Consider the following 9,491-nt stretch of genomic DNA (forward strand, 5'->3'; position numbering starts at 1 on the left):
GAACCTTCCCAACCGGCCTTGAGCCGGTTTTTTTATAACCGGAGATAACAATGTCTGTATTGACGCAAGGTACGCAGCTCTTTGTGCTCGTAAAAGGCGCGGTGAGCGAAGTTGAATGTATCACTGCATTTTCACCCGGCAGCAATCCGGCTGACCAGATTGAAGACACCTGTCTTTCTGAACGCTTTGATCGCAGCTATAAGCGTGGTCTTCGAACGCCTGGCACAGCATCACTGACGCTTAACGCTGATCCTAAAAATACCAGCCACATCATGCTCTACAACCTGTCCATTTCGGACGACGAAGAGGATCAGGACCTGACGTTCGCGATTGGATGGTCAGACGGAAACGCATCGCCAACTGCTGCTGAAGATGGTGCATCCGGTGCAGTCGATGGCCTGGTGCTACCTGACAGCCGCACATGGTTCGTATTCAAAGGCTATGTGTCCGACTTCCCGTTTGATTTTGCAGCAAACACGGTTGTTTCTACTTCTGCATCTGTCCAGCGCTCCGGCTCTGCTGTATGGGTGCCAAAAGTCGTGACCCCATAAAATCAGGGCGGCAACGCCCTTATTAATCAGGATTAATAATGAAATTAACACTTGATGCACTCAAGGAGTCCGGCGCGTTTACCGGTCGCCCGGTTGAGAAAGAAATCACCTGGACTCAGGGCGATAAAAAAATCACCGCGACCGTGTATGTTCGCCCGATGGGTTATCACACAGCAACGTCCGATGTGCTGGCTTTTGGGGGTAAGGTCGATGGTGTGGCAGGGCGTATCGCCGCATCCATCTGCGATGAACAGGGTAAACCCATCTTCACCCCGGCTGACATTACTGGTGAGGCCGATCCTGAACGTGGTGCACTGGATGGCGGCCTGACGGTTGCGCTACTGTTGGCTATTCAGGAAGTTAACGATCTGGGAAAGACTTCGAGCTCAGCGCCGAAGACGAATTCTGGTGCGAGCTCGTCCTCAACGGAATCGGAGGTAAAACGATCGCCGAAGCGCGTGAGTCGCTCTCATTCAAAGAGTCCCAGCTCTGGGCAAAATACCGGGAAAGATATGGAAGCCTGAACCCGATGATGCGGGTTGAGTGGGGGGCTGGGCTGGTGGCCAGCATGATAGCCAACGTCAACATAGACCCCAAGCATCCACCATTCACTCCCACCGATTTCACACTGCACTTCACCAAAGTCAAAGCTGCAAATGAGCCTATCTCGTTAGAGGAGGCCAGAGCCAGCTGGACCTAACACCGCCAACGGAGAGTTTATGGCTTCCAAATCACTGGGCACGCTGACGATCGACCTGATCGCCAAGGTGGGCGGTTTTATCTCCGGCCTCTCACAGGCTGAGCGAGCTTCACAAAAATGGCGTAAGCAGGTAAAGGAGGATGCCGCTGCTGCTGCAGTTGCCATGACCGGATTTGCAACAGCCGTCGGTGCCGCCGCCGTCGGAGCCGGGGTGGCTGGGTATAACCTGCTCAAAACCACTTCACGCCAGATAACCGAGTCTGACCGCTGGGCAAAATCACTCAACATGTCCACGCAGTCTCTGTTGGCCTGGCAATATGCTGCAGAAAAAGCAGGTGTATCCGGGGATCAGATGGCTGACATCTTTAAAGATGTCGGAGATAAAATCGGCGATGCTGTTCTTAATAAATCTGGTGAGGCAGTCGGCGCCCTGGACTCTCTTGGGTTGTCGGCTAAGAAACTGGCCGGAGAATCTCCCGATAAACAACTGCTGGCTATAAGTGACGCACTGGAGAAAGTTAAGTCCAACGCCGAGAAGACCACCATCCTCGAAAGCCTGGGCAATGACCTGTCGAAGCTGCTGCCGCTTCTGGACAATGGCAGTGAAAAACTGCGTCAGTACATGGATGCTGCGAAAAAATTTGGCGTGGCGCCCGATGACGCAGATATCGAAAAGCTGGTTAAAGTTAACGCCCTGTTTGAGGATATGGAGACGCAGGTCAACGGCGTCAAAATTGAACTTGCGACGGGACTTGCCAGCGTAGATTTGAGTGCACTTCAGAAATCCATTGGAGATATGGGGGATGTATTTAAAGACCCGGCTGTTATTCAGGGGCTGACTGATCTTGTTGGTGGGGTGGTAGACCTGGCCACCTGGCTGGTAAAGGTGGGGGCCGAAGCCGGAAAGCTGATAGACCAGTACAAAGGCGGCAAATCGGTAGGTTTGAATGCCTCAATTCCCGAAATTGAACGTCGCATCAAGAACCTGAATGCCGATCTCGATGATAAAGGTGTGCTGGCGAGTTTCAACAGAATTGGGATGGATGTGTCAGGTAAACAGGCCGAAAGGGCTGAGCTCCAGAAGCGTCTGGCCTTTTTGAAAAACTCCCAGTCCACGCTTCCGGAAATAAAACTACCCGAGCCAGTCAAAACAAATTATAGCCTTGGCGCCGGGGAGACAAACGGTAAGCCGCAAAAAAATACCTCTGGTCAGAAACTGGATTCAGCATTTAAAAGCGCTGAGCGCAGTTACATGCGCCAGATTGAACTGATCGATACCACCGGCAAAAAAACTGCTGTGGTGACCGAGCAGCAAAAACTGCAGTTCGATATAGCTGACGGCAAGCTGCAGGGGCTTAACGAAACGCAGAAAAAGCGACTTGCGTCTCTGGCTCAGGAAGTTGATCGCCTGAATGCCGTCAAAAAAGCTAATGAAGAAAACGCGAAGGTAGCTGCGTTCGTCGCGGGTCTGCAGGCCCAGAACAATAATGCACGTGCGGACTTAAGCGTGGACACGCAGGGGGCTGGTCTCGGCAATAAACAACGCGAGAGGCTGAGAGAGCGACTGAGTATTGAACGCAGCTACCTCGATCAGCAGCGTGACCTGCAAAAGCAGTATCAGTCCGGTGATATAAGCCAGACGGTTTATGACCGGGAAACTCAGGCCCTGAAGGATGCGCAGTCTGAAAGGCTCGAAGTTCAGGAGGATTACTACCAGAAAGTCGATGCGCTACAGGCTGACTGGGTAACCGGCGCCCGGGACGGACTTGCCGACTGGGTGGATGATTCCACGAACTATGCAATGCAGGCGGCCGACGTCATGAAAACGGCACTCTCAGGGATCAGCAGCAACATTGTCGAGATGCTCAACGGCAATAAAGCGAGCTGGAAAGACTGGGGTATCAGCGTTCTGAAAATCATCGAACAGGTGATGGTAAATATGATGATCGCGAACGCGGTCAGCTCCATCGGCTCTTTGTTTGCTGGCGCATCTACTGGAGGTACCACGCCATCCGGCGCTTATAACAATGCAGCCGCAAATCTCGATCTCAACGCCAAAGGCGGCGTTTACTCTTCAGCCGATCTCAGTCAGTACAGTAACTCTGTCGTCAGTTCACCGACGTTGTTTGCGTTTGCAAAAGGTGCCGGCCTGATGGGAGAGGCGGGGCCTGAAGCCATTATGCCTCTTACCCGCGCGTCTGATGGTTCACTCGGTGTCCGCGCCGTGGGAAATGGCGGCGTCACGCCAGGTAGTGGAGGGGCACCACAGGTATATATCACCATTGATGGCAACGGAAATACGGCCACTCAAGCGACATCTGGCTATGAACAATTCGCGAAAGATGTGGGTTCTTATACAGATAGGCGTTACAGGGATCTAATAATGAGAGATTTAGCGCCGGGCGGTGCGATCTGGAACCTTGCAAAAGGAGGCCGCTGATGGCTCTTGAAACATTCAGCTGGTGCCCACGCATCAACGCGGAGCAGGAGGTAACGTTTCGCCGGCGGTCCGCAAAATTTGGTGACGGATATGAACAGGTGGCCGGTGACGGCTTAAATCCGCGTTCACAAAAGTGGAATCTACAGTTTACCGGTACCGAAGCGTATATCGGGGCCATTAAAAACTTCCTCGATCGTCACCAGGGCACAAAGTCTTTTCAGTGGCACCCACCGCTTGAGCCGCTGGGGTTGTATCGCTGTGATACTTACACTCCGTCGCCGCTTGGTGCTGGGCTCTTCAACCTTTCAGCAACTTTTGAACAGGCCTATAAACCATGAGTCTTAACGCAGATTATCAGAAGCTTGAGCCTGGCGATGAGGTCAGGCTTTTCGAAGTAGATGGCACTGCATTTGGTACAGGTGAGGTGTTACGTTTCCACAGCTACAGCCTCGCACATACTGAAGCAGAAATAACGGCGGCCGGAGGTGATGAAAACAAGCTTCCGGCCAAATCAATCTGGTGGCAGGGCGAAGAATATAAAGCGTGGCCATGCCAGATTGAGGGGATCGAGGCTTCTACTTCGGGAAGTAGTGCGCAGCCAAAACTTTCGGTTGCTAACCTCGACAGCTCGATCACCGCTCTTTGCCTGGCTTACGACGATATGCTGCAGGCGAAGGTGACGATACATGACACCCTTGGTAAGTATCTCGATGCGAGAAACTTCACCGGAGGCAATCCGACAGCCGATCCGACCCAGGAGAAGCTGAAGGTTTTCTACATCGATGCAAAGAGTAGCGAAACTAACGAGGTGGTTGAGTTCACGCTGTCCAGCCCGATGGACCTGCAGGGGCTAATGATACCGACGCGACAGCTTCATTCCCTGTGTACCTGGTGCATCCGGAATAAATATCGTACCGGCGACGGCTGCGACTATGCCGGCACCCGCTATTTCGACAAAAACAACAACCCGGTCAGCGATCCGTCGCTGGATGAATGCAACGGCACGCTAACGGCCTGCAAACTCAGATTCGGCGAAAATAACGAACTCTCGTTTGGTGGCTTCCCGGGCACATCTTTGATCAGGAGCTGATATGCGTCAGAAAACCATCGATACGATTATGGCGCATGCTGCAGCTGAATATCCTCGCGAGTGTTGCGGTGTGGTAGCGCAGAAAAGCCGTGTTGAACGCTATTTCCCGTGCCGGAATCTTGCCGTAGTGCCGGAGGACAATTTTGTCCTTTGCCCCGAAGACTATGCAATTGCTGAGGACTGGGGAACGGTGATCGCCATCGTTCACAGTCACCCTGACGCCACAACGCAACCGAGCGAACTGGATAAAGCGCAATGCGACGCAACGCTTTTACCCTGGCACATCGTGAGTTGGCCTGAGGGGGATTTGCGCACCATCCAGCCGCGTGGGGAACTGCCGCTGCTGGAGCGTCCGTTTGTGCTTGGTCACTTCGACTGCTGGGGGCTGGTTATGAGTTATTTCCGGCAAACTCACGGCATTGAATTGCACGATTATCGTGTGGATTATCCCTGGTGGGAAAACGACTATCCGGACAACTTCTATCAGGATTGCTGGTATGAGTGCGGATTCCGTGAATTCGACGGGCCACCGAAACCAGGCGATATGGTGATCATGCAGGTCCAGGCTGAAAAGTGGAACCACGCGGGAATTTTGCTGGAGGGCAATATGCTGCTGCATCACCTGTACGGACACCTAAGCCAGCGCGTGCCGTATGGTGGCTACTGGCAGGAAAGGACGATGAAGGTTCTACGTTACAAATCTCTGTGCTAACCTTTTGTAAAACCAAAGGGGATAGGGATATGAAAAGAATTTTAGTTTTTACCTCCATCTTAATGGTTGCCGGTTGTGCAACTAAGCCGGTGACAAATGAACAAGCACAGGATGTTCCTGCAAAACAGGTTATCAGCAATACACTGCTAGTTAAAAAAGAAGGGACTGGCAAGGTAATAATCAAACGAGACTCTGGTTTTATGGGCAGCGCCTGCATGACCCGAGTTTATGTTGATGGCAAGGAGGTCGCAGACTTAGACACAGCTCAAAAGGTAACGGTCTATCCCAAAATTGGAGATCATATCTTTAGCGCTTGGCCCAAAGGTATGTGTGGCGGAGGCATGAGCGAACAGTCGGGTAAGGTGACAGATACTGGAGTATTGATGTTTAGAGTTGGTTACGGAACCAACGGTGATTTTGGTATCTACCCTACAGCATTTTGAATGCAGCAATTATATATAACCTCGCTCAGGCGGGGTTTTTTATTATTAAGAGGTTTATATGTCTGAAGTAATGACTCGAATTGAGCTCGGCGGCGAACCCGGTAAAATATTTGGTAAAACTCATTGGCGACTTATCAGTAAAGTTTCTGAAGCAGGTGTAGCACTCGCAAAAACAATCACCGGGTTTGAAAGTTATATGGTAAACAGCAAGCGCCGCGGACTAACCTTTGCCATTTTTAAAGGAAAGAAAAACATAGGAGTTGATGACCTAGGTTTTCCGGTAACTGGTGAAGTGGTCAGGATTGTACCGGTTATCATCGGAAGCAAAAAGGCTGGTTTACTTCAGACAATATTGGGTGCTGTTATTGTTGCAGTAGGTGCCATTGCTACATTTGGTTTTGCCCAGGCTTGGGGTGTAAATGTAATGATGGCTGGTGGAGCTATGATGGCGGGTGGCGTCGTCCAGATGTTATCTCCTCAACCAACCGGATTAGCCAGCAAACAAAGTGCTGATAACCGTGCATCCTACGCATTCGGTGGAGTAACCAACACAGCAGCGCAGGGTTATCCCGTCCCTCTGGGATATGGTAAGCGTCGAATCGGCGGGGCAATTATTTCTGCCGGAATTTATGTCGAAGATCAGCAGTAGATAACTAACCTTTTTTTCTGGCCACCTTCTGGTGGCTTTTTTTATGGGCGCAATATGGCTACAGAAAAAGTGTTAAAGGGCCGCAAGGGCGGCAGCTCAAGTTCCCGAACCCCTACCGAACAGCCTGATGATCTGCAATCTGTAGCGAAGGCAAAAATCCTCGTTGCGCTTGGTGAAGGGGAGTTTGCAGGGCAGCTAACCGGCAAAGATATCTACCTGGACGGAACGGCACTGGAGAATGCTGACGGCTCCCAAAACTTCAGCGGCGTAACGTGGGAGTTTCGCGCGGGAACGCAGGCGCAAAAATATATTCAGGGTATTCCCGGTACCGAAAACGAAATCAGCGTGGGAACTGAGGTATCAAGCGCTACAGCCTGGACGCGCATGTTTACCAATACGCAGCTTTCAGCAGTTCGCCTGCGCCTGAAATGGCCATCGCTTTTCAAACAAGAGGACGACGGTGATCTGGTCGGTTACTCGGTTAATTATGCGATTGACCTGCAGACGGACGGAGGGATATGGCAGACGGTACTCAATACCAGCGTGACCGGAAAAACGACGTCTGGTTATGAGCGCAGCCACCGTATCGATTTACCGCAGGCTGGAAACACTTGGACAATACGCCTGCGTAAGATTACCGCTGACGCCAACAGCGCGAAGATCGGCGACACGATGACGCTGCAGAGCTTCACTGAGGTTATTGACGCCAAGTTACGATATACAAACACAGCGTTACTCTACATCGAATTCGATTCAAGCCAGTTTAACGGCTCTATCCCGCAGATCTCCTGCGAACCCAAAATGCGCGTGATCCGCGTTCCAGATAACTACAACCCTGAAACCCGCACTTATAGCGGTACATGGACCGGTGCGTTTAAGTGGGCATGGACGGATAACCCAGCGTGGATTTTTTACGATCTGGTTGTTTCTGACCGCTTTGGTCTGGGCCACCGACTCACTGCGGCGAACATCGATAAGTGGACGCTGTACCAGGTGGCCCAGTATTGCGATCAGATGGTACCAGACGGCAAAGGTGGCAACGGGACCGAACCACGTTATACCTGCAACGTGTACATTCAGGACCGGAACGACGCCTACACAGTCCTGCGTGATTTTGCCGCTATCTTCCGTGGCATGACCTACTGGGGCGGGGATCAGATTGTTGCGCTTGCCGATATGCCGAGAGATGTGGATTACAGCTACACGCGCGCTAACGTTATTGGCGGTCGCTTCACCTATTCGAGCAGCACCACGAAAAGCCGCTACACCACAGCGCTGGTTTCATGGTCAGACCCTGGGAACGCTTATGCCGACGCGATGGAGCCGGTATTTGAGCAGGCGCTGGTGGCGCGGTACGGCTTCAATCAGCTGGAAATGACAGCCATCGGCTGCACCAGACAGTCAGAGGCGAACCGAAAGGGGCGCTGGGGTATTCTCACCAACAACAAGGATCGCGTTGTTTCGTTTGATGTCGGGCTGGACGGAAACATTCCGCAGCCGGGCTACATCATCGCCGTGGCAGACGAGCTGCTTTCCGGAAAGGTTATGGGCGGACGCATCAGCGCCGTTAACGGTCGCGTTATCAAACTTGACCGCGTAGCAGATGCAGCAGCAGGTGATCGCCTTATTCTCAACCTTCCCTCCGGTGCGTCGCAGAGCAGGACCATTCAGGCCGTGAACGGTGAATCAGTCACGGTCACCACGGCATACAGTGAGACGCCTCAGGCCGAAGCTGTTTGGGTGGTTGAATCGGACGAGCTCTACGCGCAGCAGTATCGTGTTGTCAGCGTCTCCGACAACGGGGATGGCACTTTCTCAATCACCGGCGCTTCCCACGATCCGGATAAATATGCCCGTATTGATACCGGAGCCATCATTGACCAGCGGCCGGTGAGTGTGATCCCGCCGGGTAATCAGTCGCCGCCAGCCAACATCGTGATCAGTTCGTTTTCAGTGGTTCAGCAGAATATCAGCGTCGAAACCATGCGGGTGAGCTGGGACCAGGCGCAGAACGCTATAGCCTATGAGGCACAGTGGCGCCGTAATGATGGTAACTGGGTAAACGTGCCGCGCAGCTCCACCACGTCATTCGATGTTCCGGGCATTTACGCAGGGCGCTACCTCGTGCGTGTGCGTGCCATTAATGCCGCTGAAATTTCCTCTGGCTGGGGCTATTCCGAAGAGAAAACGCTGACGGGCAAGGTGGGAAATCCACCGAAACCTGTCGGCTTTGCGACAACGCCGATCAACTGGGGGATTCGTCTGAGCTGGGGATTTCCGGCTAACACCGGGGACACACTGAAAACGGAAATTCAGTACACCGCGAACAGTGATTTCTCTAATCCTCTTTTGCTGTCGGATGTGCCTTATCCGTCTGCCGAATACACCCAACTGGGGCTGAAGGCGGGGCAGGAATTCTGGTACCGCGCGCAGCTGGTAGACAGAACGGGTAATGAATCCGGTTGGACCAACTGGGTTCGTGGTGAATCCAACGCGAATGCTGACGACTACCTGGGCGATATTGCTGATGATTTCCTGACGTCTGCCGACGGTGATCGCCTGACAAGCGACATTGATACCAATCTCGAAGCTGCATTGCAGAACGCGCTGGCCAACCATGGAACCGTAGAGCACCAGTGGGCGCAGTACGGCGAGGTGCGCGCGGATATTCTGGTGGTTAAAACGACCATTGCACAGGTCGATAAGGCCATGGCTGAAATGTCGACGCAGGTGCAAGCGCAGTTCAATAATGTAACTGCCGCACTGGAGGACAAGCTTACTGCCGTGGTTGATGCTACCGGAGCCTCTGCGATTTACACCCTCAAAACTGGGGTCCGGATTAACGGTGTGATGTATAACGCCGGAATGTCCATTGCGGTGCTGGCCGAAGCGGGTAAGCCGGTAGT

Annotated in this window: 9 protein-coding genes; all 9 read left to right on the forward strand. The window is 52.6% G+C overall.

The genetic code is table 11. The features are described 5' to 3' along the window. Positions 1–50 precede the first annotated feature (50 nt). Positions 51–551, forward strand: a complete 501-nt coding sequence (locus tag FDX11_RS00850) for a phage tail tube protein (protein ID WP_137370995.1) — start codon at positions 51–53, stop codon at positions 549–551. 38 nt (positions 552–589) lie between these two features. Further along, on the forward strand, positions 590–1,075 hold the full coding sequence (locus FDX11_RS00855) for a phage tail assembly chaperone family protein, TAC (protein WP_137397288.1): 486 nt from the start codon (positions 590–592) through the stop codon (positions 1,073–1,075). Positions 1,076–1,270: 195 nt separating this feature from the next. Further along, on the forward strand, positions 1,271–3,691 hold the full coding sequence (locus FDX11_RS00860; protein ID WP_137397289.1) for a phage tail tape measure protein: 2,421 nt from the start codon (positions 1,271–1,273) through the stop codon (positions 3,689–3,691). Further along, on the forward strand, positions 3,691–4,029 hold the full coding sequence (locus tag FDX11_RS00865; protein WP_104651402.1) for a phage tail protein: 339 nt from the start codon (positions 3,691–3,693) through the stop codon (positions 4,027–4,029). Before FDX11_RS00860 ends, FDX11_RS00865 begins: the two co-directional genes overlap by 1 nt. Continuing rightward, entirely contained in the window at positions 4,026–4,781 is a 756-nt protein-coding gene (locus tag FDX11_RS00870) for a phage minor tail protein L (RefSeq protein WP_137397290.1), read from the forward strand. The genes FDX11_RS00865 and FDX11_RS00870 overlap by 4 nt, the downstream gene beginning before the upstream one ends. 1 nt (position 4,782) lies before the next feature. Next, the gene (locus FDX11_RS00875; protein WP_137397291.1) at positions 4,783–5,493 is read left to right on the forward strand and encodes a C40 family peptidase; all 711 of its coding nucleotides are present in this window, start codon (positions 4,783–4,785) and stop codon (positions 5,491–5,493) included. Between the two features lie 29 nt (positions 5,494–5,522). Beyond that, positions 5,523–5,936 carry a hypothetical protein gene (locus tag FDX11_RS00880; protein WP_024262609.1) on the forward strand — a complete coding sequence of 138 codons (414 nt, stop codon included), beginning with the start codon at positions 5,523–5,525 and terminating at the stop codon, positions 5,934–5,936. Positions 5,937–5,994: 58 nt separating this feature from the next. Then, positions 5,995–6,585 (forward strand): tail assembly protein, encoded by a 591-nt coding sequence (locus FDX11_RS00885; RefSeq protein ID WP_137397292.1) that lies wholly within the window; start codon positions 5,995–5,997, stop codon positions 6,583–6,585. A gap of 54 nt (positions 6,586–6,639) precedes the next feature. Beyond that, the coding region (locus tag FDX11_RS00890; protein ID WP_137397293.1) for a host specificity protein J at positions 6,640–9,491 on the forward strand (2,852 nt) is incomplete at its 3' end.

Origin of the sequence: Citrobacter sp. wls714 (genome assembly GCF_005281025.1) — a bacterium.
GTDB classification, from domain to species: Bacteria; Pseudomonadota; Gammaproteobacteria; order Enterobacterales; family Enterobacteriaceae; genus Citrobacter; species Citrobacter werkmanii.